The 24,101-nt window shown below is 53.9% G+C and carries 22 protein-coding genes, 6 tRNA genes and 1 pseudogene; 14 read left to right on the forward strand and 15 right to left on the reverse strand.

Annotated features, from left to right (window positions below):
* Positions 1–142: 142 nt before the first annotated feature.
* The 4 genes from DES54_RS07070 to DES54_RS07085 all read left to right on the forward strand — a co-directional run bounded on the left by DES54_RS07070 (position 143) and on the right by DES54_RS07085 (position 3,949).
* Positions 143–1,153 carry a sulfate ABC transporter substrate-binding protein gene (locus DES54_RS07070; protein WP_113865914.1) on the forward strand — a complete coding sequence of 337 codons (1,011 nt, stop codon included), beginning with the start codon at positions 143–145 and terminating at the stop codon, positions 1,151–1,153.
* Between the two features lie 108 nt (positions 1,154–1,261).
* Entirely contained in the window at positions 1,262–2,074 is an 813-nt protein-coding gene (gene cysT, locus DES54_RS07075; RefSeq protein WP_113865916.1) for a sulfate ABC transporter permease subunit CysT, read from the forward strand.
* A gap of 11 nt (positions 2,075–2,085) precedes the next feature.
* Positions 2,086–2,967 (forward strand): sulfate ABC transporter permease subunit CysW, encoded by an 882-nt coding sequence (gene cysW / locus DES54_RS07080; RefSeq protein ID WP_113865918.1) that lies wholly within the window; start codon positions 2,086–2,088, stop codon positions 2,965–2,967.
* A complete protein-coding gene (locus tag DES54_RS07085; RefSeq protein WP_113865920.1) occupies positions 2,957–3,949 on the forward strand; it encodes a sulfate/molybdate ABC transporter ATP-binding protein in 993 nt (330 codons plus the stop codon). The genes cysW and DES54_RS07085 overlap by 11 nt, the downstream gene beginning before the upstream one ends.
* A 114-nt stretch (positions 3,950–4,063) precedes the next feature.
* Here DES54_RS07085 and DES54_RS07090 read toward each other — a convergent pair whose 3' ends face one another.
* The 7 genes and pseudogenes from DES54_RS07090 to oxdA all read right to left on the reverse strand — a co-directional run bounded on the left by DES54_RS07090 (position 4,064) and on the right by oxdA (position 10,184).
* Positions 4,064–4,741 (reverse strand): energy-coupling factor ABC transporter permease, encoded by a 678-nt coding sequence (locus DES54_RS07090; protein ID WP_113865922.1) that lies wholly within the window; start codon positions 4,739–4,741, stop codon positions 4,064–4,066.
* An 84-nt stretch (positions 4,742–4,825) separates the two neighbouring features.
* Entirely contained in the window at positions 4,826–5,269 is a 444-nt protein-coding gene (locus tag DES54_RS07095; RefSeq protein ID WP_113865924.1) for a nitrile hydratase accessory protein, read from the reverse strand.
* Positions 5,266–5,919 carry a nitrile hydratase subunit beta gene (nthB, locus tag DES54_RS07100; protein WP_113865926.1) on the reverse strand — a complete coding sequence of 218 codons (654 nt, stop codon included), beginning with the start codon at positions 5,917–5,919 and terminating at the stop codon, positions 5,266–5,268. The genes DES54_RS07095 and nthB overlap by 4 nt, the downstream gene beginning before the upstream one ends.
* 17 nt (positions 5,920–5,936) lie before the next feature.
* A pseudogene (nthA, locus tag DES54_RS19165) lies at positions 5,937–6,549 on the reverse strand (nitrile hydratase subunit alpha).
* Positions 6,550–6,575: 26 nt separating this feature from the next.
* Positions 6,576–8,090, reverse strand: coding sequence for an amidase (locus tag DES54_RS07110; RefSeq protein WP_113865928.1), 1,515 nt, complete (start codon positions 8,088–8,090; stop codon positions 6,576–6,578).
* Positions 8,091–8,236: 146 nt separating this feature from the next.
* Positions 8,237–9,103, reverse strand: coding sequence for a transporter (locus tag DES54_RS07115; protein WP_113865930.1), 867 nt, complete (start codon positions 9,101–9,103; stop codon positions 8,237–8,239).
* A gap of 22 nt (positions 9,104–9,125) precedes the next feature.
* Complete coding sequence (oxdA, locus tag DES54_RS07120) at positions 9,126–10,184, reverse strand: aliphatic aldoxime dehydratase (protein WP_113865931.1); 1,059 nt, start codon at positions 10,182–10,184, stop codon at positions 9,126–9,128.
* 434 nt (positions 10,185–10,618) lie between these two features.
* Here oxdA and DES54_RS07130 point away from each other — a divergent pair, with 434 nt between their 5' ends.
* Positions 10,619–11,548 (forward strand): AraC-like ligand-binding domain-containing protein, encoded by a 930-nt coding sequence (locus DES54_RS07130; protein ID WP_113865935.1) that lies wholly within the window; start codon positions 10,619–10,621, stop codon positions 11,546–11,548.
* Between the two features lie 137 nt (positions 11,549–11,685).
* On the opposite strand, the gene DES54_RS07135 is transcribed toward DES54_RS07130, so the two are convergent.
* The 4 genes from DES54_RS07135 to DES54_RS07150 all read right to left on the reverse strand — a co-directional run bounded on the left by DES54_RS07135 (position 11,686) and on the right by DES54_RS07150 (position 12,099).
* Positions 11,686–11,761, reverse strand: a tRNA-Lys gene (locus DES54_RS07135).
* Positions 11,762–11,768: 7 nt separating this feature from the next.
* Positions 11,769–11,844, reverse strand: a tRNA-Val gene (locus DES54_RS07140).
* Between the two features lie 41 nt (positions 11,845–11,885).
* Positions 11,886–11,961 (reverse strand) — tRNA-Val (locus DES54_RS07145).
* A 62-nt stretch (positions 11,962–12,023) separates the two neighbouring features.
* Positions 12,024–12,099: transfer RNA gene (locus tag DES54_RS07150), tRNA-Val, on the reverse strand.
* 291 nt (positions 12,100–12,390) lie between these two features.
* On the opposite strand from DES54_RS07150, the gene gltX reads away from it, so the two are divergent.
* Positions 12,391–13,806, forward strand: coding sequence for a glutamate--tRNA ligase (gene gltX / locus DES54_RS07155; protein WP_113865937.1), 1,416 nt, complete (start codon positions 12,391–12,393; stop codon positions 13,804–13,806).
* A gap of 60 nt (positions 13,807–13,866) precedes the next feature.
* Here gltX and DES54_RS07160 read toward each other — a convergent pair whose 3' ends face one another.
* Positions 13,867–14,730, reverse strand: coding sequence for an alpha/beta hydrolase (locus DES54_RS07160; RefSeq protein ID WP_240634965.1), 864 nt, complete (start codon positions 14,728–14,730; stop codon positions 13,867–13,869).
* A gap of 279 nt (positions 14,731–15,009) precedes the next feature.
* On the opposite strand from DES54_RS07160, the gene DES54_RS07165 reads away from it, so the two are divergent.
* Together DES54_RS07165 and DES54_RS07170 are read left to right on the forward strand one after the other, a co-directional pair.
* Positions 15,010–15,085: transfer RNA gene (locus DES54_RS07165), tRNA-Ala, on the forward strand.
* Positions 15,086–15,133: 48 nt separating this feature from the next.
* Positions 15,134–15,209, forward strand: a tRNA-Ala gene (locus tag DES54_RS07170).
* Positions 15,210–15,323: 114 nt separating this feature from the next.
* Here the strand turns inward: DES54_RS07170 and ung are convergent.
* Entirely contained in the window at positions 15,324–16,010 is a 687-nt protein-coding gene (gene ung, locus DES54_RS07175; protein WP_113865980.1) for a uracil-DNA glycosylase, read from the reverse strand.
* A gap of 361 nt (positions 16,011–16,371) precedes the next feature.
* Here ung and grcA point away from each other — a divergent pair, with 361 nt between their 5' ends.
* Positions 16,372–16,755 (forward strand): autonomous glycyl radical cofactor GrcA, encoded by a 384-nt coding sequence (gene grcA, locus DES54_RS07180; protein WP_109055810.1) that lies wholly within the window; start codon positions 16,372–16,374, stop codon positions 16,753–16,755.
* 92 nt (positions 16,756–16,847) lie between these two features.
* On the opposite strand, the gene srmB is transcribed toward grcA, so the two are convergent.
* Positions 16,848–18,182: an ATP-dependent RNA helicase SrmB gene (gene srmB / locus DES54_RS07185; protein WP_113865939.1), complete on the reverse strand. Its 1,335-nt coding sequence runs from the start codon at positions 18,180–18,182 to the stop codon at positions 16,848–16,850.
* A 133-nt stretch (positions 18,183–18,315) separates the two neighbouring features.
* On the opposite strand from srmB, the gene trmN reads away from it, so the two are divergent.
* Positions 18,316–19,062 carry a tRNA(1)(Val) (adenine(37)-N(6))-methyltransferase TrmN gene (gene trmN / locus DES54_RS07190; protein WP_113865941.1) on the forward strand — a complete coding sequence of 249 codons (747 nt, stop codon included), beginning with the start codon at positions 18,316–18,318 and terminating at the stop codon, positions 19,060–19,062.
* Between the two features lie 105 nt (positions 19,063–19,167).
* Here the strand turns inward: trmN and nadB are convergent, their stop codons facing one another.
* Positions 19,168–20,772 (reverse strand): L-aspartate oxidase, encoded by a 1,605-nt coding sequence (nadB, locus tag DES54_RS07195; RefSeq protein WP_113865943.1) that lies wholly within the window; start codon positions 20,770–20,772, stop codon positions 19,168–19,170.
* A gap of 354 nt (positions 20,773–21,126) precedes the next feature.
* Here nadB and rpoE point away from each other — a divergent pair, with 354 nt between their 5' ends.
* The 4 genes from rpoE to rseC are packed head-to-tail and all read left to right on the forward strand — an operon-like array spanning position 21,127 to position 23,833.
* Positions 21,127–21,702, forward strand: coding sequence for an RNA polymerase sigma factor RpoE (rpoE, locus tag DES54_RS07200; protein WP_113865945.1), 576 nt, complete (start codon positions 21,127–21,129; stop codon positions 21,700–21,702).
* 57 nt (positions 21,703–21,759) lie between these two features.
* A complete protein-coding gene (gene rseA / locus DES54_RS07205) occupies positions 21,760–22,410 on the forward strand; it encodes an anti-sigma-E factor RseA (protein WP_113865947.1) in 651 nt (216 codons plus the stop codon).
* Complete coding sequence (rseB, locus tag DES54_RS07210) at positions 22,410–23,360, forward strand: sigma-E factor regulatory protein RseB (protein ID WP_113865949.1); 951 nt, start codon at positions 22,410–22,412, stop codon at positions 23,358–23,360. Before rseA ends, rseB begins: the two co-directional genes overlap by 1 nt.
* A 2-nt stretch (positions 23,361–23,362) precedes the next feature.
* Positions 23,363–23,833 carry a SoxR-reducing system protein RseC gene (gene rseC, locus DES54_RS07215; RefSeq protein ID WP_113865951.1) on the forward strand — a complete coding sequence of 157 codons (471 nt, stop codon included), beginning with the start codon at positions 23,363–23,365 and terminating at the stop codon, positions 23,831–23,833.
* Positions 23,834–24,101 lie beyond the last annotated feature (268 nt).

Raw genomic sequence — 24,101 nt, forward strand, 5'->3', positions numbered from 1 at the left:
CAGTCTGATAGCCGTGTCGATTAAGCGCGTAAATCAGCCATGCTCATCGTTATTTATACATTTGCCTGATTCGCTACGTAACGAATAACCCGATGCGCCGGGCAGGTCGATAGGTGCTTGCAAATTCCAGGGAGTGATAACCATGTCAATACGTCGTCTGGGGCTTTCCGTTGCTGCGGCAGCGCTGTTGTTTTCCGGCGTGGCGTCTGCTGCGACGGAATTATTGAATGTTTCCTACGATCCCACGCGAGAGCTTTATCAACAATATAACGCGGCTTTCAGCCAGCACTGGAAAGCGACGACGGGCGAAGCTATTTCCATCAGGAATTCCCACGGCGGGTCGGGCAAACAGGCGCGTTCGGTTATCGACGGCCTTCAGGCGGATGTGGTGACGTTGGCGCTGGCAGGCGATATTGATGCGCTTAATCTGAATCGGCAACTCATCGATCCGAACTGGCAGGCGCGTCTGCCGGAAAACAGCACGCCGTATACCTCCACCATCGTTTTCCTGGTGAGAAAGGGCAATCCGAAACAGATTAAGGACTGGGGCGATCTGGTGAAGCCGGGCGTTGAAGTCATTACGCCAAACCCGAAAACCTCCGGCGGAGCGCGCTGGAATTTCCTGGCGGCCTGGGCTTACGCCAAAGCGCAACCCGGCGGCAACGATGAAAGCGCGCTGAAGTTCGTGACGGAGTTGTACCGTCATGCGCCCGTTCTGGACACAGGCGCCCGCGGTTCAACCATCAGCTTTGTTCAGCGTCAGTTAGGCGATGTGCTTCTGGCGTGGGAAAACGAAGCCTACCTCTCTTTGCAAGAACAGGGCGGCGATCAGCTTGAGATTGTGACGCCATCCCTGTCCATTCTGGCCGAGCCGCCGGTTGCGGTGGTGGACAACGTGGTAGAGCGCAAAGGGACGCGCAAACAGGCGGAAGCCTATCTGCAATACCTGTACAGCGATGAGGCGCAGCGGATTATCGGTAAAAACTTTTACCGTCCGCGCAACGCTAAGATTGCCGAAGAATTTAAAGATCAGTTTGCGCCGGTGAAACTGGTAACGATCGACAAAGACTTTGGCGGCTGGAAAGCCGCACAGGACACCTTTTTTAACGATGGCGGCGTATTCGACAAAATCTTCCAGAAAATTAATAAGTAAGTAATGGGTTTCCGCTGTTGGTAAGCCGCTGTGTATCGCAGCGGCTTTGATTTGTCGGCAACAGTTTGATTCGCCGGAATCATTGAGTACGACTATTGAAGGCACCGTATGTCACACCGTAGCTCCCCGGTAATGCCCGGTTTCGGATTAACTTTGGGCTTCAGCTTGAGTTATTTAGGCTTGATTGTCCTTATTCCCTTGGCAGGGATGTTTATTTATGCAAGCCAGTTAACGCTGGCGCAATTTTGGGATCTAATCACCAGCCGACAGGTGCTTTTCTCCCTGCGACTCTCCTTTGGCACCGCGCTGGCGGCGGCGTTTATCAATGGCATCTTGGGAACGCTGCTGGCATGGGTATTGGTTCGTTATACTTTTCCGGGGCGAAAAATCATCGATGCAATGATCGACATGCCGTTTGCGTTGCCCACCGCGGTCGCCGGGATCGCATTAACGGCGTTGTATGCCCCGAACGGGCTGATTGGTTCGCTGTTTCCTTTCAAGATCGCCTATACCGGCATCGGGATTACGCTGGCGTTGATTTTCGTCACCCTGCCTTTTGTGGTGCGCACGCTGCAACCCGTTCTGGCGGATATTCCGCAGGAAGTGGAAGAAGCGGCGGCCTGTCTTGGCGCCCGGCCAATACAGGTGTTTCGCCATGTTCTGGTTCCCACGCTGTTGCCAGCCTGGTTGACCGGCTTTGCGCTGGCCTTCGCGCGCGGGGTGGGGGAATACGGTTCGGTGGTGTTTATCGCGGGCAATATTCCGTTTAAAACCGAAATTCTGCCGCTGTTGATCGTCTCTAAACTCGATCAGTATGACTATAAAGGCGCAACCGGGATTGGCGTGTTTATGCTGCTGGTTTCTTTCATTATGTTGCTGCTGATTAATTTATTGCAGCGCCGTATTCAACCGAAGCTGTAAGGCGGACTGTCATGGAACAGGTTATTTCTTCTCAAGGCCGTCTACAGCAAGCAAAAAAACAGCCGGCGACGTATTACGTGCTGGTCGCGCTGGCGTGGATCGTATTTTTCCTGATCCTGGTGTTACCGTTGCTGATGGTGGTGACGCAAGGTCTGGATAACGGCATTGGGGCATTCTGGGACGCCATTTCTGAACCTGATGCGGTTTCAGCACTGAAGCTGACCTTGCTGGCAACGGCGATTTCCGTGCCGTTGAATGTGGTTTTCGGGCTGGCGACCGCGTGGTGTGTGACCAAATTTGAATTCCGCGGCAAGAGTCTGCTGCTGGCGCTGATCGACTTGCCGTTCTCTGTTTCACCCGTGGTGGCCGGGCTGGTCTACGTGCTGCTATTCGGGGCGCAAAGCAAGCTCTATCCCTTTCTGACGGCGCATAATCTGGAGGTGGTGTATGCGGTGCCGGGCATTGTGCTGGCGACCATTTTCGTCACCTTGCCTTATGTGGCGCGTGAACTGATCCCATTGATGGAACAGCAAGGCTCGCAGGAAGAGGAAGCGGCGCGATTGCTGGGCGCCAACGGCTGGCAGATGTTCTGGCACATTACGCTGCCGAATGTGAAGTGGGCGCTTATCTACGGCGTGGTGTTGTGCACCGCCAGAGCGATGGGGGAGTTTGGCGCGGTCTCCGTTATCTCCGGTCATATTCGCGGGCTGACCAATACGCTGCCCCTGCATATAGAGATCCTTTATAACGAATATAACATTGTCGCGGCGTTCAGCGTCGCCATCCTGCTGCTGGCGATGTCGCTGGTGATGCTGTTGCTGCGCCAGTGGAGCGAAAGCAGGTTAACGAGGCAATTACAGAAACAACAGGAGTTGACCAAAAATGAGCATTGAGATCCGCAATATTAATAAACAATTTGGTCAGTTCCGGGCGCTGAACGACATCAATCTGGCGATTCAAAGCGGTGAACTGGTGGCGCTGCTGGGGCCGTCGGGGTGTGGTAAAACCACGTTGTTGCGCATTATCGCCGGTCTGGAACAACCGGACAGCGGCAGCATCATCTTCCACGGTGAAGACGTCTCTATTCATGATGTGCGCAAACGTAATGTCGGGTTCGTGTTTCAGCATTATGCGCTGTTCCGGCATATGACGGTATTCGACAACGTAGCGTTCGGCCTGCGCATGAAGCCGAAAAACATTCGGCCCGCAAAGCGTGAAATCGAACAGAAAGTTCACGAATTACTGAATCTGGTGCAGTTGGACTGGCTGGCGGATCGGTATCCCGAACAGCTTTCCGGCGGCCAGCGCCAGCGGATTGCGCTGGCGCGCGCGTTGATTGTCGAACCCAGTATTTTGTTGCTGGATGAACCTTTTGGCGCGCTGGATGCCAAGGTGCGGAAAGAGTTGCGTCGCTGGTTGTCTCAGTTGCATGAAAATATCAATCTGACATCGGTGTTTGTCACCCACGATCAGGAAGAAGCGATGGAAGTCGCCGATCGTATTGTGCTCATGAACAAAGGCGTCATTGAACAGATTGGCACCCCGGATGAAGTCTACAATCGTCCGGCCAGCGAGTTCGTTTATCACTTTCTGGGCGACAGTAACCGGCTGAAAATCGCCCAGACCGATGAAACCATCTTGTTCCGTCCGCATGAAGTCGCGTTGTCTGCTCAGGCGCAGGAAGGCTATCAGCCGGTGGTCGTCAGGGATATCAGGCCGCTGGGCGCATTGACGCGCTTGTCGCTGAAACTTGCCGATGAACAGGAACTTATCGAAGCGGAAGTGGCGAAAGATGATCTCAGCCTACACGGTTTGCAAAAAGGGGATGTGATTCAGTTCAAACCCAAACGTTATAACCACGATTGGGAGATTTAAATTCCCGCCTAAACGCTGGCAGTATCGCTGTTGACCTTCTCTTCAATTCAGCGCGTCGGAATAATGACCGCCGGTTTCCATCAAATCATGGGAACCGGCGGTTTTGCGCCGTTTTTATGCGGCTTGATAAAGCCGTTTCTCAACCAGCGCGCTGCCTTGCAGACGGTTTGCCGCTTTCGCGACGCTCAGGACGGCCAGATCCACCAGCGGTTCAACGATGATGACCATCATATAAGCGCCGCCAAACGACAGTACGGAAGAAATGTTCCCGGCGGTGAAGCCCTGACCGTAGAACGCCCAGAACGCCACCCAGGTGACGATACCGGCCTGATAGGTGCTCGACAGCGCCAGCGCCTGACGATAGGTCAGTTCGACATATGGGGTATCTGGCCGAATGACGCGTTTAGCCAGCGCGGAGAGCGCAAACAGCGGTACCAGCAGCGTGGTGACGTTCATGCCGTATTGCGGCAGATCGAAAGGGGAGAAGAACAGGCCCTGAGTCAACAATCCCAACGCCAAACCGATGGCCGCAGGCGCGGCGCCGAACAGCAGGAACAGCGTCGATCCGAGAATAAGGTGTACCTCGGAAACGCCGACCGGATGGTGGGGCAACACCTGAAAGAAACTGAAAACCAGCAGCGTGCAGGCAAGGGAGCGCGACGCCAGCGACAGCAAGCCACGATCACGCGTCGCCGACAGCGCCTGCTTGAGGGTATAGGTTCCGATGCCCGCCGCCGAGAGATAACTCAGCCAGATTTTACTGTTTTCAACAACGCCTGGTTCAATATGCATTGATAACTCCTTTGCCGTCCTGATTGACGGCGTTGAATGTCATTGCTGCGCCAGACATTCAGGAGACGTCTGGCGCTGCGCTTTTTAGCCGCTGAAAGCCGGACTGACGGCCACCGGCGCCCGCTGCGGCGAGTGGTGATGATCATGATGGTGCGCCGGCGGACAGTCGGCGTGCGCCAGCAACACGGGTTGGCCATGCGGGGTATTGAGATAAGCCTGTCGCCATGCCTGCGCCCGCTGCGAGATGTCATCTGCGCCGGTGAGTCCGAGAGAAGCCATCATCTTTTCCATCGCGGCGGCCCACTGACGGTAGTAGGCGTCATTCACGCTTTCCCCCGGCATGGCCGGCGCCGCCTTGATCTCTTCGCTGAATATCTGCACCCACTCGCGCCAGGTGAAACATCCCGCCTGATGCAGATGAACCGTCAGTGAGAAAATCTGCGCCTGCCACGGCTTGTCGAACACCGGGCCTTCTTCGTCCCGCGGCAAGTCAATCGCCTCATAATTGAGTTGCGTCGCCATGTTTATGCCTCCTCCAGATAGTCATCCCACAGATCGATATAGACTTTGTCCGGGCGCGTTTCACCCCACAGTTCCTCGGCGGTGAAACTCACGCTGTAGACATGCTGCGGGTGTTCGCCCAGACCATGCGCCATGGTGTCCGGCGTGGCGAAAACGCCGTGGTCGATCTCGATCGTGCCGACTTTACCGCGCACATAACGCGGCAGACGGGTATGGGTGGTCGGATTGATATTCTTCGCGCGAACCTGATCGCCTGCCTTGAAATGGGCGGCCACGTCGTGGGCGACGCGGGCGGAGGCGCCGGTCTTAACCACCAGCGACACCATGTCATTGGTCAGCACCGATGGGGAGGGTATATTTGTAACCGCTTTAACCCTGCCCTGAAGTTCGGCGGCGGAGATCACGCCCTTTTCGCACAACAGCGTCTCTATCGCATGCAACCAGTGCTCGTAATAGCTGGCGAGCAGGTAATGGGCGGGTTCCATTCGCTCCATGGCGTGGCGGAACTCATCCACATTGAAATGCCCACCGGCGAAGAGCGCCGGGAACAGCGAGAACATCTTGCGCTCCCAGTCATGGCGGAAGTAGGGTTCATTCTCTTCGGCGAGGATCGGGCCGTGGCCGTGCATGCCGCCAAGATCGTGTATTCCGTTCATGCGTTGCTCCTCATCTGTTATGCCGCGTTAGCGGGGGTAAGGGGAAGACCGGTGCCGATCATGGAATCCCTGGTGACGAGTTCGGCCAGTTGCTCCTCGCTCCAACCATCGGTTCCCGCCGGGCGCTCCGGCAGCACCAGATAACGCAACTCGGCGCTGCTGTCCCAGACGCGAATCTCTTTGTCCGCGGGGATCGCCAGCCCGAATTCCGCCAGAACGCTGCGCGGTTCGATCACGATCCGTGACCGGTAAGGCGCGGATTTGTACCAGACCGGCGGCAGACCCAGCGTCGGCCAGGGGTAGCAGGAGCATAATGTACAAACCGTCACGTTATGCACCTGAGGCGTATTCTCCACCACCAGCATGTCTTCTCCCTGAACGCCGGAAACCCAGTTCGGCGATGGCCGCAGTGGCGTTTTCCAGCAGCCGCTGTTTGTATTGCGCATCGGCCCAGGCTTTGGCGACGACTTGCGCGCCGTTGCGCGGTCCGATTTTATTTTCGTAAGTGTCTATCAACGTGTCGAGGGCGGCGGGGTCAATCAGCCCCTTCTCGCGCAACAGCGATTCCAGCGCCTTGACGCGCAGTTCGATATCCGCAGGCGGTTCAGTGTGATCGTGCTCATGGCTCATATCAGGCTCCTTACAGTCTCAGTGGGTTAGCATTTTTGCCAGTCATAATCCGCTTCGAGCGCGGCGGCGGCCTGGTAAATGGTGCTTTCGGCATAATGACGGCCAACCAGCATCAGTCCTACCGGCAAACCATCAACCAGCCCGCAGGGAACGGACATGGCCGGGTGGCCGGTAATATCCTGCGGCGCGGTGTTGCCGATCATCTCAAACGCGCGCGTGATGTACTCGGTGATGGAGCAGCCTGGCTCTGGAAGCGGCTGAGCGGTGATCGGCACCGTGGGCATGACCAATAGATCATAACGGGACAAGGCATCGTCATAGCCGGCGCGCGCTTTGCGCGCCAGATTCTGGGCTTTGGCATAGTAGCGGCCCTGGAAGTGTTCCAGTCCGTACTGACCGACGAACATACACACCTTGAGCGAGGCGGCAAGGGCATCGGCGCGGTTTCGCCAGTCGGCGTGCTTATCCAGCAAGGCGACATCATATTGGCCCTTCCAGTTAAAGCCCATACCGTTGCCATGCATCATCTGCGCGGTCAATCCCTCGCAGCCGATAGGCGACCAGAGCGCGCCCGCCAGCGTGTGTTCAGGAACGGAAACCTCTTCGACCACCGCGCCCAGGCTTTCCAGACGTGCGATGGCTTCACGTACCTTGTCGCTGACTCTGGGATCCAGATTGCCCAGTTGGAAGCCTTCGCTTAGGATACCGATTTTCAGCCCCTTGACGCCGCGGCTCAGCGCATCGCTGTAGGTTTCGACCGGCGGCGCATACTGGCGCGGATCCAGTCCGTCCGCACCGGCCAGCACTTCCAGCATCAGGGCGTTGTCGCGCACATTGCGGGTGATGGGGCCAACGTGGTCGATGGTGGCTTCAATCGGCATGACGCCGGTGTAAGGCACCAGACCGTGAGTCGGTTTCAAACCATAGATGCCGCATAAGGCGGAAGGAATGCGGATGGAGCCGCCCTGATCGGCGCCAATCGCCATCTCCGCTTCCCTGGCGGCGACCAGTGCCGCGCTGCCGGAGGACGAGCCGCCCGCCGCATAGCCGTGGCGATGCGGGTTGTGTACGGGCGCGGGATCGGAGGTATGGCTGCCGCCGGACAGACAGAAATGTTCGCTGGTCGCTTTACCGAGAATGGTGGCGCCGGCGTCCAGCAGGCGAGTGACCACGGTGGCGTCGAAAGTCGGAACAAACCCTTCGAGCGTTGATGAACCGTTCATCATCGGCACGTTGGCCAGAGACACGTTGTCCTTGAGAACCACGGTACGCCCGGCCAGTTTTCCCTCCGCCGCGCCTTTCACCTCGGCCTTATAGTACCAGGCGTTATAGCGGTTTTCGTCGCCGCTCGGCTGATAGCCCGCCGTGCGCGGATAACGCACCTCCGGCACGTCGTCGGGCAGTGAGTCGATCAGGTCGTAGGCGTCGAAGTTGGGTTGCATCAGGGCCAAATATTCGCTGGCTTGCTCCGGCGTCAAACGCATGTGCAGGCGGCTGGCGATAGCCAGAAGTTGTTCAATGTTAGGACGAGTGATTGCCATAAGTGCTCCTGTTCTTGTTTTTAACCGGGCTAGCTGCCCGGTTAGGGAAAATATAGGGTTCCCGTTTCGTCCATGCTTGGCCGGGAAGGACAGCCCTTTGGTTGGGAAGGACAGTTCCTCCGCTCCTCATCAGCGGGGAGACGGCATCAGAAAACTCTGGCGTAGCGCAGGTTCATGCGAAAGTCTTCTTTGGCGCCGTTATCCACCGACAGATCCCGCCCCAGTTGTATCTGCACCTGATCTTTGGGCGTGACGAATTTGGCGGCGGTGAGACGGATATCGGTGGTTTTCTGCTTGTTGTCCTGAGCGACGCCGTCGATGGTGGTTTCGCCGCCCCAGTTATGGCCGAAACCAATGCCGAAGGAGGTAGTGGTATCCGGCATATAGCGCCCCATGATCTGAGCAGTGTAGGAAATATCCTGCTCCAGACGGACGGAATTGGCGCTAAAGTCGTTGTTATCGCCGTACCAGATTGCGTCGCCGACCAGATCGAGGGCCCACTTCTCTGGGAAGTGCTTGACGTAGGCGGCCTGGAGGTCGATTTTCCAGCGGTTCTCTCCCAGATTAAGCGCATCATCCTTGTTATAACTGCCGGTCGGGACGTAGAGATAAGGGGTGAAACTGAGCGTATCTCTGGCGCTGTTGAGGCGCAGTTTTAACGGCGCGGCCAGGATAAGATCGCCGGTGCCGCTGGCATCCCCCAGCGCGGAGGCGTCGGCGCCGCCCGCTATGCGGCCGAAAGGCAACAGAAACTGCGGATCGATAGTGAGGGTATCGCTCAGCGCGTAAACATGCAGTAAACGGAGCATGCCGATATCTGACTTCAGGTTAAAATCCGAACTGGTCTGGCGGCCCTGAGCATAGAGGGAGTCGGTGGTAGCGTGTTGATAATAGAGCAAACCCAACGTCGTCCCCACCGGCAATTGCTCGTAGTCGCCGGGCGTTACTTCGACGGCCTGGGTATAGAATGCCGGCAACAGCGCGGCGAGAAAAAGATAGCGTGACTTGCTCATCGTGATGCTCCTGTGGAAAGGGTTAGCCCTGGTTTGATTGCGCATCGCGCAACATACCGGTTTGCGGGTGGCAGTTGATGTATTCGAATACCTGATTTTTTTCGTCCGATACCGATACCTCATGGTATAGACGCAGGTTCTTCAGGCCGGCGGCCACACGGAAAAAAGTGGTGAAGATCCGTAAGTGATTAGGGTGGGATTCCGCCCAGCGCTCAAGCTTTTCCACCGAACGCCAGTGACCGATGTTATAACTCAGATCGAGCAGGTTTCCTTGCAGATCGATATTGCGTACAAAGCGGTTGCTGTAGCATCCCAACATCTGGCCGTTGTCCATGAGGAAATCCATCCCGGCCTGCAAGGTCGGCAGGATCTCGTCGAGATACAAGGCGCGTTCATCCGCTTCGGCGTTCACCCAATCCTGGCCGGAACGGATCAGTGCGATGTTGTCATGACCTTGAACCACCACGCGTCCCCCCTTTGCCGGGTCGCCGGCGATCACCCGCAACACGCCGGTCGGCTGCATCCAGTCCGTCTGGGAGACGGGGAAACGGTCGCGCATCGAACCCCAGTAGCCATGTTCTTCAATTTCGTCGCTGATGCCGTCCATAACGGCGCCGACGCCGGGCAGGTTGTCGCGAAAGGCGTACAGCGTCTCAAACTGTTCAGCGCTCGGCGCCACGATCTCGCGGAAGTAGCCCAGACCTTCATTGAGGCGTTCGTCGGCCGCCCACCACCCGGCAACCGCCGCAGAGCGCAGCCAGCGGCAGTGGGCGGCGGGATCTTTCCAGTAACTGGCGATCATCAGATTCCCGTAACCCTGATTATCGCTATGCTGGGTCAGATCATAATGTTGCGGGCCGTCAGGCAGATCGAAGCTGGCAACGATCTGGCGCATGGCTTCCAGTGCGGCGGGACGCTGTTCCTCGTCGCGGTATTGCACGCCAAAATAAGCCATTACCACTTGTTGCAGTCGCTCGTCGGCCCGTCCCACCCACATGGGGAAGGGGGGCTGGTAGTCGTCGGGGACGCGGCGGGACAACGTCCGGGGGCACTTGAGGTGCTTGTCGATTGCGGACTCCATGAGGGCTCCTTGGTTTATCAAGATTGGGTTTGCCGATAACGGTTTTCACATCAGGTTCGGCGCGTTTTCTGACGAAATCTTGCCGGTTCCGCTTGTTTTGAACGGGGGGAATGAAACCCCGATAAGCCAGAGATTACTGCCTGTGTCCGGTGATATGCTTGTTTCAGAAAGACAGGGGTTTGTCTGACAGCGACATTCGGCGGAAGCGATGCCGGGCAAGGAGAAAAGGGATGGCGGCGATGCGTGTCGCTGGTGCGTGATTGATCCATTTTGGGGCAGTTGCGCGCCGACGCAGGTGACTGGCGTTGAAACGATCCGGCGCTCAGAACAGGGCTGTCCTCGCGATCAGGCGTGCCGAAGGCTTTGGCATGCTATTTGCCTCGGTTACGGGATTGTTTATTGTTTCTAGGTGATCTGTTAACGCGAGGCGGTCCATGAGTCATACTCAATATTCGACTATCGCGGTTGCCGCGCCACAACGTTTCGAATACTGGAAGGAAGTGGTGTTGCGCCATTGTATTCCCGCTGATAGCAAGCCCTTATCCGACAGCGATTTCGACGGCCGGCTTAAGGTCCACGGGGTGGGGCTGGTGGATATTTGCACGTTATCGGCGCCGTTGCATTACTGGGAGCGAACGCCGCGCCATTTGCGTTCCGGCCCCAACGATGATCTGTGGCTTGGCTTTACCCGAAACGGTCATGGACAACTGGAGCAGGGAGGACGCCGGGCGGCGCTGGCGGCGAACAGCCTGGTGCTCTACGATGCTTCGCAGACGTTTCGCTTTAGCCTCGGCGGCGCTGAAAATCATCTGGTCCGCATTCCCCGTCACCTGCTGAGCACCCGATTGCCCGGTGTCGAGCATCTTACCGCCGTGGTGCTGGACGAACGCCGCCCGGGGGTGGTTCCGCTACGCGAAATGCTCTATCAGGTCGCGGTCGAACCGATAGGATCGCACGACGACGCTATCTCCGGCCGTTTTTCCCAGACATTGCTCGATCTGCTGGTATTGAGCCTGGAGCTTCAGGATTTGGCGAAAAACAGCGTCGAGCGCGATCTGTATGCGCGGATGATGAACTATATCCGCCGCCATCTGACCGAACCGGATTTGAACATTGAGCGCATCGCCGGCGCGCATCATGTCTCCACCCGTACCGTCACCAGAGCCTTTGCGCGCCATCAGAAAACGCCGATGTCGGTTATCTGGCATGAACGTTTACAGGACAGCCGCGATGCGATTGAACGCGGCAATGTGCGCAGCATTTCCCAGGCCGCGCTGGATTTCGGCTTCTCCGATTTTTCGCATTTCAGCCATGCGTTCCGCAAGGCTTTCGGCGTGACGCCGCATTCCCTGCTGAAGCGATGAGAGAAGCGTTGCGTTATGGTTTTACGACGTGAATCAGGGCAGTATTCTTCAGGGATGAAGAGAATAATTAAAGAAAGGTTTTATTTAACCTATTGATTACGGACGGATTAACTTTAGAAAGGAGTACTTTGCGGAATTGGTGGGTCGTGCAGGATTCGAACCTGCGACCAATTGATTAAAAGTCAACTGCTCTACCAACTGAGCTAACGACCCGCAGAAGTGGTGGGTGATGACGGGATCGAACCGCCGACCCCCTCCTTGTAAGGGAGGTGCTCTCCCAGCTGAGCTAATCACCCACTTCTGTACTCCATTAAACAAGAAGACGCTGGTATGAGATTGGTGGGTGATGACGGGATCGAACCGCCGACCCCCTCCTTGTAAGGGAGGTGCTCTCCCAGCTGAGCTAATCACCCAATCTCAAATCTTCTTGCTTCACACAACTTACTTCACATAACGAGTCGCTCTAATAAAAGCGTGGTGGGTGATGACGGGATCGAACCGCCGACCCCCTCCTTGTAAGGGAGGTGCTCTCCCAGCTGAGCTAATCACCCTCGCTGTGTGGAGTCGCATTATAGGGATAGTTGAAAGTGAGTCAACGCTTTTTAAAACTAAAAGGCGTGTTCGTTGTAAAATTAGTCAGGGCGCTTTAATTCTCGCCGGAGATGTCGCATCTTTGGGCAATTCGGCGGGTAATCAACAGATTCTGCCGGTAATAAACGCCGGTGTGAGGCGTTACAGCGTTGAGGAATCGAGGCAGAGTGGTAGAATATCGGCCACTTTGGTTATCTGAACTCATGTCGGTATACGCCGACAGCCGTCGCGTAATAAGGCTTTAATCCCAAATGAAAATCAAAACCCGTTTCGCTCCCAGTCCAACTGGCTACCTGCATGTTGGTGGCGCCCGTACCGCACTTTATTCCTGGTTATTCGCCCGTCATCAGGGCGGCGAGTTTGTTCTGCGTATTGAAGATACTGACCTGGAACGCTCCACACAGGACGCCATCGATGCCATTATGGATGGTATGAACTGGCTGAATCTCGATTGGGATGAAGGTCCGTATTTCCAGACCAAGCGTTTTGATCGTTATAACGCGGTTATCGATCAGATGTTGGAAAACGATACGGCTTATAAATGCTATTGTTCGAAAGAACGTCTGGAAGCGCTGCGTGAAACGCAGATGGCAAACGGCGATAAACCGCGTTATGACGGTCATTGCCGTGATTCGCATGAACATCACGCCGATGATGAACCGCACGTGGTGCGTTTTCGTAACCCGCAGGATGGTTCCGTTATTTTTAACGACCGGATTCGCGGGCCGATTGAATTCAGCAATCAGGAACTGGATGATTTGATCATTCGTCGTACCGATGGTTCGCCGACCTATAACTTCTGTGTGGTGGTTGATGACTGGGATATGGAAATCACTCATGTGATCCGTGGTGAAGACCACATCAACAATACACCGCGCCAAATCAATATATTGAAAGCGTTGGATGCGCCGGTCCCGGAATATGCGCATGTTTCCATGATCCTGGGCGACGATGGCAAGAAACTGTCCAAACGCCACGGTGCGGTCGGCGTCATGCAGTATCGTGATGATGGTTACCTGCCGGAAGCCTTACTCAACTATCTGGTGCGTTTGGGCTGGTCGTGCGGCGATCAGGAAATCTTCTCTGTTGAAGAGATGAAGAATCTGTTTTCTCTGGATGCGGTCAGCAAATCAGCCAGCGCGTTTAATACGGAAAAGCTGCAATGGCTGAATCACCACTATATTAATCATCTGCCGGCGGAATACGCGGCGACGCATCTTTCATGGCACATTGAACAAGCGGGTATTAATACCAGCAATGGCCCGCAATTGAGCGAACTGGTGACGCTGTTGGGCGAGCGTTGCAAGACGCTGAAGGAAATCGCGGCTTCCTGCCGTTATTTCTATGAAGATTTTGAGCAGTTTGATGCCGATGCCGCGAAGAAACATCTGCGTCCGGTCGCGCGTCAGCCGCTGGAACGGGTGCGCGCTAAGCTGGCCGCCATCACTGACTGGACGGCGGAAAATATTCATCATGCCATTCAGGGAACGGCTGATGAACTGGGACAAGGCATGGGCAAAGTCGGGATGCCGTTGCGTGTGGCGGTGACGGGCGCGGGACAGTCTCCTGGCGTTGACGTAACAGTAAAAGCGATAGGTCAGCAGCGAGCGCTGGCGCGTATTGACCAAGCGTTGGCGTTTATTGCCGAGCGTGAAGCGCAGCAATAACAATAATCGATGCAACAGATAAAACGAACCCGGCCTGCGCCGGGTTTTTTACGGCGCGCATTATTGCCCCGCGATGATTACTGCTTTTTCCATTGCATCAGGAATAACGCTGCTGTGGTCTTTGCCAGGAAACAGAATGAATTCAGTATGGGTTCCCTGAGCTTTTAATTGTGTGGCCAGCGTGCGCGCTCTCGCTACCATTTTTTTCTGGTTTTGCCGCGCCGCGTATTCCGCATCAGGCGGTTGTCCGGCCTCGGCCTTTTTTGACTCATCTTCATCTCCGCCAACACTCAGTGTGACGGACTGGGGCGAGGCGCTAAGCAAAGGTGTTTTTGTCGGGATAACGACGCCATCACCCCACCAGATGGAAGGACTGGCCGCCACATAGCGCTGGAAAGATTCAGTATGATTGAACAGCGTATAAAGCGTAAACAATCCGCCGAAGGAGTGTCCGGCGAGCGTCTGTTTTCGACTATCAACCGGATAACGTGCTTCGATCCAGGGCTTCACCTGATTTTGCAGGAACTGATAAAACGTTTCGGCTTCTCCGCCTGCGGCAAAATCGGGGTCGCGAATTGGTGTTGGCGGCGTGTAGTCCCGCGTTCTGGCCGGTACATCGTAGGGTTGGTTTATCTGATAACCAACGGCGACGATCAACGGCGCAGGGCCGTTTTCTTCTTTATAGCTGTTCACGGCCAACGGGAACTGAACATTACCGTCCAACATATAGAGAACCGGATAACCCTGTTCGGTAGCCGCCTGACATGGCGTGGCGATAAAAAGACGGTAGTCATGCCGTTTATCGCTTTGCATATCAACCTGTAGGATCTCGAAATGGCGTCGAGCCCGTTCGCTTATCGCCGGAACGTCGGGTTGTGCCTGGGCGGGAAGCAGGCCGGACGCCAGTAGTGTAAGCGTAATCATAGGAAAGTAGCGCATGTATTGGGTTATCTGGATGTGTGGGCCGATTATAAAAAGATGATAATAAATCACCTTACCATTAGCAGCTTTTTTATCAGCCATCATGAGGGACATTGATATTTAATACGCTGTCGCAAAACAGCACCGCTATTTTTGTCTCACGTAACGGGCGTTTGGCGGCTTTTTCAGCGGTTGACGGCATAAAAAGATTTAGCCGTTGACACTGTTAAGCGGGTTTCATATTATGCGACCCGTTCGCACAGATACTCTTCTGTTGGAAACGGGGCTATAGCTCAGCTGGGAGAGCGCTTGCATGGCATGCAAGAGGTCAGCGGTTCGATCCCGCTTAGCTCCACCAAATCCTCAGAATTTGGTTCTGAATATATTACGAACATTCCACTTATGTGGGGCTATAGCTCAGCTGGGAGAGCGCTTGCATGGCATGCAAGAGGTCAGCGGTTCGATCCCGCTTAGCTCCACCAAATCACCATCCCCGTTTCGTGATCCCCGGCATTTATTGTCATTATCTACTTTCTATAAATAATTTTATCCTCGTGTGGTTTTGCTGCCCCCGGTGTCGAAGGCAGACTGGTTTTTTACGCGTTTTCAGGTAACTGTGGCCTCCAATCGATCGGTGTTATACCTTGTTTTTCAAGGATCTGATTGGTTTGTGAAAAGTGCTTACACCCTAAAAAGCCGCGATGGGCGGATAAAGGGGAGGGATGCGGGGATTTCAATACATGGTGGCGCTGGCGATCAATAATGCTGCCTTTTTTCTGCGCATGAGAGCCCCACAGCAGAAAAACAATGCCTTCACGTTTTTCATTCAAGGCGGCGATAACGCGATCGGTAAAGGTTTCCCAACCCAAATTGGCATGTGAATGCGCGCGTCCTGCTTCAACCGTCAACACGGTATTGAGTAACATCACGCCTTGTTCAGCCCAGCTTTGCAAAAATCCATGACCGGGAATGTCAAACCCTGGAATGTCTGTGGACAGTTCTTTATAGATGTTCACCAGCGACGGCGGCGCCGGAACACCAGGGCGAACAGAAAATGACAATCCGTGTGCCTGATTGGGGCCGTGATACGGGTCCTGGCCTAAAATAACCACTTTAACCTGATGCAACTCGGTAATCCGGAAGGCGTTAAACACATCCTTCTGGGGAGGATAAATGGTTTTTCCTGCGGCGCGTTCTTGCGCAATGAATTGAAGGGTATTCACAAAATAAGGTTGCTGCTTTTCTTTTGCCAGCACATCATGCCAGGTGAGGTAAGTCGCCATCATGCACTCTTCATTTTTAGGGTGAATTTTCGTGAGAATAGCTTACCGTTCAATTGTGTCGAGGTAAAACCGTAACGACAGGGAAAATATCACGCTGTACATTTTTTGAAAAAAAATTGAAAATTTATAAAAAAATTGCAATTAAGATGACGAATTAAATTGATATAAAACAATTAATTGTCCTCAAACGCTCTTTGAACTGGATTTGAAAATTGATTTAAATCAAAGATACGTGGCGTTCGTACTGGTATATAAGAAGTTATATGCAATTGGTTTTATTTAATCGTTAACATTTATGGTAGTTCGTTACTGATTCCGATTTTCAATTAAGACAATAACACGCCGTTCTACGGAGGCAACAATGGTTACTGGTATTCAAATCACCAAAGCGAACAATAGCGCTCTGATCAACTCCTTCTGGCTGCTGGATGAAGAAAAATCTCAGGCGCGTTGCGTTTGCGCTAAATCCGGCTATAGCGAAGATGAAGTGGTGGCGGTCAGCGATCTGGGTCAGATCGAATATCGTGAAATCCCGTTGGAAATCAAACCGGAAGTACGTGTAGAAGGTGGTCAACACTTGAATGTGAACGTTCTTCGTCGTGAAACGCTGGAAGATGCGGTTAAGCACCCGGAAAAATATCCGCAGCTGACTATCCGTGTCTCTGGCTATGCCGTGCGTTTTAACTCGCTGACGCCGGAACAACAACGCGACGTCATTACCCGTACTTTTACAGAAAGCCTGTAAACCACGACGTTTGTTTTACCCCAATAGCAAAAGGGAGCCGCGGCTCCCTTTATTATGTCTGCGATTGTATCCGCAAGTTTCAACCAACGGTGTTATTCGCTGGCTGTTCCATCTACTTTCCTGGCAGGCTGACGGCGTTTGCCGATATTTTTACTATCGCGATGACGCACTTTAACCCTCACTTTCGCTTTTTCCTTTTCCTGTTCTTTCTTCTCTTTGCGTTTAGCCAGCGCTTTCTTGGAGGGTTTTCCGGTGGTTTGGGCGCTGGGCGCTTTGGTTACCGGCCGTAGTTTATCAATGACTCTGGGTTTCAGCGGTTCATTTAAATAACGGGAAATTTTTCCCAGCAACAGATGATCATGTGCTTCGACCAGTGAGATGGCGCACCCTTTGCGTCCGGCGCGACCGGTACGTCCGATGCGGTGCAGGTAAGTGTCAGCGGTGCGCGGCAGGTCAAAGTTAAATACATGGCTGACATCGTTGATGTCGATGCCGCGCGCCGCCACATCGGTGGCCACCAGAACATTCACCCGGCCTTCGCCCAGACACTTGATCGCTTCATTGCGCTTGGCCTGCACCATTTCCCCTTCAAGATAGCAAGCGGTAATGCCTGCTTCACGCAGCCAGGCCACCAACTCATGAACACGCTCGCGCTTGCGAACAAAAACAATCGAACGTGTCGCTTCAGGTTGTTTCAACTGGTGGCAGAGCAGGGCGGTTTTATGTTTGATGTCGTCCGCCCGGTAATACCATTGCAGAATTTTTTTGCGTTCACGGCGTGAGGGAGGATCGGCTTCGACCTCGACAGGTTCGTTCAACAGACGCTCGGCAAAATCTTTAACCGCATTGCCTTCCAGTGTCGCGGAAAACAACAACGTCTGTTTGCGACAACGGGTTTCGCCGGCAATATGTTCGATATCCTGCGCGAATCCCATATCCAGCATTCTGTCCGCTTCATCCAGAATCAGTGTTTCCACGGCACGGCAGTCAAAGTTTTCTTCTTTTATGTATTGCAGCAGACGACCAGTAGTTGCGACGACCACATCCTGATTTTCACTGAAAACTTCCGCGTGATTCATATAGGCCACGCCGCCGGTGATGGTCGCGATGTCCAGATGCGTGTGCGCCGCCATTGCGCGAGCTTGATCAGCGACTTGCATGGCAAGTTCGCGGGTTGGCGTCAGGATCAAAATGCGCGGCGGCCCGGATTTTTTACGAGGGAAATCTATAAGATGCTGTAACACTGGCAGCAGATAGGCAGCGGTTTTACCGGTGCCTGTCGGGGCTGAGCCCAGCACGTCGCGGCCATCCATCGCGGGTGGAATGGCGGCCAACTGAATGGCGGTCGGGCGTTCATAACCCATATCACGCAGTGCGTCTAGCAGGCTGTCATCAAGATCAAGCTCGGAAAAATTTGTCGCAGTCATGGTCTACCTCTGTTTGGGGCGCTGATTATAGTCGCATTAGTCTGGTTCTTCACCTGTTTAAACAGCCAACGGCGCTTTTCCTGGGGGGAAGATTAACTTATGCTACGGCGTTTTCAGTCTGGGATCCGCCACGATGAGCCATTGTTCTGATAATAAACCGACATTGCGTCGGGATGGATTTACCTTCAAGCAATTTTTTGTGGCGCATGATCGCTGCGCGATGAAAGTGGGTACTGACGGCATATTGTTGGGCGCCTGGGCGCCGATTGTTGGCGCTCGACGCATACTGGATATTGGTTGTGGTTCGGGATTGATTGCACTGATGCTGGCGCAGCGCACTGATAACGAGGTTTATATTGATGCGGTTGAACGAGAGTTGGCCGCCAGTCAGCAGGCCTCGGACAATATCACGGCATCTGCCTGGGCACAGCGAATGCGCGTTTACGCAGGCGATATTGTGGATTTTACCGCCTCGGCTGAGCATGTTTATTCGTTGATCGTCAGTAATCCGCCCTATTTCGCGCCGGGTGTCGCCTGTGCCAATGCGTCGCGCGCTCAGGCCCGTTATACCACGTCTCTGACACATGAGGTCCTGCTCGATTGCGCACAGCGTGAGCTGGCCCCTGATGGTCTATTTTGCGTGGTGCTGCCCGTTCAGGTTGAGAAAGCTTTTCTGCCATTGGCGCAACCGCGCGGCTGGTTTGTGCGTCAGCGTATGGCGATAAGCGAATCGAAGTCCCGTCCGGCGCATCGTGTGCTGCTGGCGCTATCCCGGCAACCGGGAGAATGCCTGACGCAACAGTTGGCGATTCGTGACGACGCCAAAAACTACTCGTCGGATTTTCAGCGCCTGACAAAAGATTTTTACCTTTTTATGTAGAATTGCAAAATGCAGTATTGCAAAAAATCACGACACACGCGGTGCTGGTCTTATCACCGTGTGTGCCGCAACGCCCGATTGATGCGGGCGGTATAATGCAGCGCGCTAGGGCGTCAGGATGGTCGGCTGTGGCGGCGTGTCTGCTTGTTGCGGATAATCCAGCGTGTAATGCAGCCCGCGGCTTTCTTTTCTTTCCAGCGCGCAACGCACAATCAACTCGGCAACCTGCACCAGATTGCGTAACTCCAGCAGATTATTCGAGATGCGGAAATGCGCGTAATACTCATCAATTTCCTGTTGCAGCATGATGATGCGACGCCGCGCCCGTTCCAGTCGTTTGGTGCTGCGCACGATGCCGACGTAATCCCACATAAACAGGCGCAACTCATGCCAGTTATGTTGAATCACTACCTGTTCGTCCGAGTTATCGACCTGGCTCTCATCCCATGCGGGCAGCTTCTTGATGGGTTTGATCTGCGGCAAGCGTTGCAGAATATCCTCCGCTGCCGACCAGCCGTAGACCAGACACTCCAATAATGAGTTGGATGCCATGCGGTTGGCGCCGTGCAAGCCGGTATAGCTCACTTCGCCAATCGCATACAATCCATCCAGATCGGTGCGTCCGTGCTGATCAACCATCACGCCGCCGCAAGTGTAATGCGCTGCCGGAACGATAGGAATCGCTTCCCTGGTCAAATCGATGCCCAGCGATAACAACTTTTCGTAGATGGTGGGGAAATGCTGTTTGATGAATATCTCCGGTTTATGGCTGATATCCAGATACATGCAGTCCGCGCCAAGGCGTTTCATCTCGTGGTCGATGGCTCTTGCAACCACATCTCGCGGCGCCAGTTCGCCCCGGGAATCAAAGTCCGGCATGAAACGGGTGCCGTCCGGCCGCTTGAGGTGAGCGCCTTCGCCACGCAACGCTTCCGTCAGCAGAAAATTCCGCGCCTGCGGATGGAATAAACAGGTTGGATGGAACTGGTTGAATTCAAGATTTGCCACCCGACAACCCGCTCGCCAGGCCATGGCGATACCGTCGCCGGAGGAGATATCCGGGTTGGTGGTGTACTGGTAGACTTTGGACGCGCCGCCGGTGGCCAGCACCACGGTTTTCGCCCGACAGGTTTCCACCGCTTCCCGTTCGCGGTTCCAGATATATGCGCCGACAATACGTCGCATACCGGGCAGCCCCAGCTTATTGGAAGTAATCAGATCGACGGCGTTGCTGCGTTCCATGATACGAATGTTAGGATGCGCCAGCACTTGCTTGACCAGCGTATTTTCGACTTCTTTTCCTGTGGCGTCGGCGGCATGCAGGATCCGGCGGTGGCTATGTCCGCCTTCGCGGGTGAGGTGATAGCGTTCTTCACCGCTGGTGCTGGTTTCGGTATCAAATAGTACGCCCTGTTCGATTAACCACTGAACACAGTGTTTGGCATTGCTGGCGATGAATTCGACAGTTTCGCGTTCGCATAAACCATCACCGGCGATCAGCGTGTCTCCAATGTGCGAATCGATACTGTCGGTTTCATCAAAAACAGCCGCAATCCCGCCTTGAGCATAAAACGTCGCGCCCTCGTTCAGCGGGCCTTTGCTGAGGACGGTAACGTTTGCGTGGGAAGCCAGGCGAAGGGCGAGAGAAAGGCCGGCAGCGCCGCTGCCGATGATTAACACATCACAGGTATGTTCTAAGGTCGGTTGCATATTCGTGCCATTGATGCAAGAGAGAAGATGAGAATCGATGTTAGCACCCAATTATTTATTCATGTATTGATTTTTCACCCCCTGTAAAGATGTATAAATACCGGGCGTCAGGCCGGTGAGAATCGTGCTAATGCCATGAATTTATCGTATGATCCCAAGTCTGCGCTTCTGATTAGTTCGAAAAATGATGGGTTGCGGTATCCGAATCCAGGGGCGGCGACGCAGAAGAAAAAATCATGACCGGGAACTTTATGTCGGGCGCTGGTTCTAAGCTACAGCTTGCTCCGGTATAACTTATTATGGCTGGCAGTACTATTTACGTGTGGAGAACGGTTTGAGGAGATATTACCTCGGATGAGCGAGCAGCTGGCAGATCAGGTACTGGTCGAGCGAGTCCAGAAAGGCGATCAAAAATCGTTTAATTTGCTGGTCGTTCGTTACCAGCATAAGGTAGCGAGCCTGGTATCGCGTTATGTGCCTCAGGGCGATGTCCCTGACGTGGTGCAGGAGTCATTTATTAAAGCATATCGCGCATTGGATTCATTCCGGGGCGATAGTGCCTTTTATACGTGGCTGTATCGTATTGCCGTGAATACAGCGAAAAACTATCTGGTCGCACAGGGACGGCGCCCTCCATCCAGCGACATTGATGCCAATGACGCTGAAAACTATGAAAATGCAGGCGCGCTGAAAGAAATTTCGAACCCTGAGAACTTAATGTTGTCAGAAGAATTACGAAGCATCGTTTTTCGGACTATTGAATCTTTACCGGAAGATTTGCGCCTGGCGATTACGTTGCGCGAGTTGGATGGACTGAGCTACGAAGAGATTGCCGTCATTATGGATTGTCCCGTCGGCACTGTTCGTTCTCGTATCTTTCGGGCACGGGAAGCTATTGATAATAAAGTACAACCGCTTATTCAGCGTTAGTTCATTTTCAGCTATTCGCATGATTAATGATGGATTTGACAAGATAAGGGTGTCGGTATGCAGAAAGAGAAGCTTTCCGCTTTAATGGATGGTGAGGCAGTCGATTCTGAACTGCTCAATGCTTTGTCACGCGATGACAAATTGCAGCAAAGTTGGCAAAGATACCATTTGATTCGTGATACGTTGCGTGGTGATATTGATGAAAAAGTGATTCATTTGGATATCGCCTCCCGTGTCGCGGCCGCAATCGAACAGGAGCCTGTTCGTCTGGTTCATCAAGCGCAACCTGAGTCTCAACCGCATCCTTCTCGTTGGCCGCAGATGGCGTTTTGGCACAAGATCCGTCCCTGGGCGAGTCAATTGACTCAGGTTGGCGTGACTGCCTGCGTTTCGCTGGTGGTGATTGTCGGCGTGCAGAGTTACAATCAACCCGGTGTTGCCGAGCAGACAGGCGAGTCTGCTTTGTTCCGTACCCTGCCCGCGTCAGGAACCGCCTCTCCGGTTAGTCTGGGAACGCCGTCAGACAGCGTGTCCGCCCCCCACAACGGACAGCAAAAATCCGATGCGCAACGCAACCGCCTCAATGCGATTTTGCAGGACTATGAATTGCAGCGTCGGCTGCATGCTGAACAGGTTCAACCGCATGATGATCAGCAAGCCGCCATTCAGGTTCCCGGAACTCAATCATTAGGAACTCAGCCTCAGTAATGAAGCGTGTTTTATTTGTCGCCTGTTTGCTGATTGGCAACCTGTTCTATTCCACCTTCGCCCCGGCTCAAACTGAGTCCGGGGCGTTGTTGCAACAGATGAACAGCGCCAGTCGTTCGTTGAATTACGAACTTTCTTTTATCAACATCACCCCGCAAGGCTTTGAGTCAGTCCGATATCGGCATGCCGTGCTGAACAACCGTTCTGTGGCGCAACTGGTGTTCATGGACGGGCCACGGCGTGAAATCATCCAGCGCGGTAATGAGATCAGCTATTTTGATTCCGGGCTTGAGCCTTTTTCACTGACTGGCGATCATATTGTTGATTCGTTGCCCGCTTTGGTTTATACGGATTTCAAAAAACTGTCCATGTACTACGACTTTGTCCCCGCCGATGGGCGAGTGCGTATTGCTGATCGTTTAGCCGTCGGCATCCGCATCATCTCCCGGGATGCGACGCGTTATAGTTATGCCGTCTGGCTTGATGCTCATTCCCAATTGCCTCTACGGGTTGATTTGCAAGATCGCAATGGGGAGCGCCTGGAGCAATTTTTAGTCACGTCGCTGATTATTGATGATGAGATCGCTAATGTCTTGCGACCGTTGGATCGCATCAAGTTGCCGCCTTCCGTGCCCGCGCCAACATCGGAAAATGTTAATTTCGCCTGGAATCCGGAGTGGCTGCCTGTCGGTATGAAGGAAATTTCCCATAGTCGTAGAATCGTGCCGGGCACCAATCTTCCCGTGGAGACGCGTTTATACAGCGATGGCCTGTTCAGTTTTTCGATTAATGTCAGTCCTTCGCCTGATGTTCGTCCCGAACAGGCAATGCGCACAGGAAGGCGTTCAATCCATACGGAAGTGCGTAATAATTACGAGATCACCATTGTTGGCGAAATTCCTCCCGCCACGGCTAAGCGCATTGCAGACAACGTTATTCGGAAGGCGTAGTAATGATTAAAGAGTGGGCAACGGTTGTTTCATGGCAGAACGGTATCGCTGTCGTGCGTTGTGAGCAGAGTTCCGGTTGCGGAAGCTGTAAATCCCGCTCGACCTGCGGCACCGGATTGCTGAATCAACTGGGGGCTTCTGCCGATCATCTCTTGACGGTGTCTTGCGGACAACCACTTGAGATAGGGCAGCGTATTGAACTGGGCATCGCCGAAGCCAGTCTGCTGCGTTCCGCAGTGGTGGTCTACTTCTTACCTTTGCTGGGGTTGCTTTTCGGCGCGTCGTTGTTCCAGATGTTTTTTGCCAGTGATTTATCCGCCATGTTCGGGGCGTTTGTCGGTGGTGGTATGGCTTTTGTCTCGGTAAAGCTTTGGGCGAAACGATTGGGCAAAAATAATCGTTATGAACCTCTTATCCTGCAGATTGCGCTACCGGGAGAATTACTGCAAATTAACCCCGTTTCTCAGTCATAGCGCGGGCGTTTATTACGGATGATTTTGCCAGTGCCTTTTGATTATCCTGTACCCTTTTCCGTCATGTTCGCCTGTTTACTTTTCGCTTTTGTCTTGCTCTTCCGCCATTGTGAATAAAACCGCCATAATCAATGGTAATGCATGGGACATGACTAGGTTTTCGCTCTTCTGACATGTAGAATGTTGCGATTCAGGTGGAATAACATCGCGGCTGGTTTCACCTAATGCGCATGCCCATCGGCAAGAATTTCAGAAATATCAAGGTAGA

It is taken from the genome of Brenneria salicis ATCC 15712 = DSM 30166 (genome assembly GCF_003315515.1).
In the GTDB taxonomy this organism is placed as follows: domain Bacteria; phylum Pseudomonadota; class Gammaproteobacteria; order Enterobacterales; family Enterobacteriaceae; genus Brenneria; species Brenneria salicis.